The sequence below is a fragment of the Curtobacterium pusillum genome (assembly GCF_013359865.1).
Lineage (GTDB): Bacteria > Actinomycetota > Actinomycetes > Actinomycetales > Microbacteriaceae > Curtobacterium > Curtobacterium pusillum.
The window spans coordinates 1-555 of the sequence record NZ_JABMCE010000020.1 but is presented as its reverse complement, the minus strand read 5'-3'; the positions used below and the strand labels follow the sequence as shown (position 1 = coordinate 555).

Genomic DNA, 555 nt, shown 5'->3' with positions numbered 1-555 from the left:
GATCATCGAGTATCGGGGTGTCCGTTCGGGTGGTCATGTTCCGCCTTCTGCCGCGACGAGAGCCGCGGCGTGATGTGCTGCAGGGTCGAGGTACTCCCCACCCCGCGGCTGCAACGAACCGGCGCCAGTCGGCCGGTACAGCAAGGGCTGCCCAGTGGGCAGGTTCAGCTCCGCCAGCTCCGCATCCGACAGGTCATCGATGCAGGCGCAGAGCGCCCGCAACGAGTTCCCGTGCGCGACGACCAACACCGTCCGCCCCGCCGCCACCGCGGGTAGGAGCCGGTCGCGCAGCACTGGGCGGATGCGGGTGATGACGTCGGCGAATGATTGCGTTCGCCGGACCGCCGCCCGCGGAAGACCCCGCAGGGCTGGGCTCCGACGAAGGGTGAGCCATTGCCGGAGTGGCATCGGTGCTGGTCGGCCGTCTCGGGAACGGCGCAGCCGCAGGTACTCGGCGTCCCCAAGCGCAGCGAGGGATGCCGCCTTGGTCATCCCGGTGAGCGCGCCGAAGTTCCGCTCGTTCAACTCCCACACCGCGGTGGTCGGGATGTCCCG

1 protein-coding gene is annotated in these 555 nt (G+C 69.9%); it reads right to left on the bottom strand.

Translation table 11 applies throughout. The annotated features are described in order from the left end of the window. Window positions 1-33: 33 nt before the first annotated feature. A partial coding sequence (locus HP507_RS00150) for a 2,3-bisphosphoglycerate-dependent phosphoglycerate mutase (RefSeq protein ID WP_175349882.1) occupies window positions 34-555 on the bottom strand: 522 nt, incomplete at its 5' end.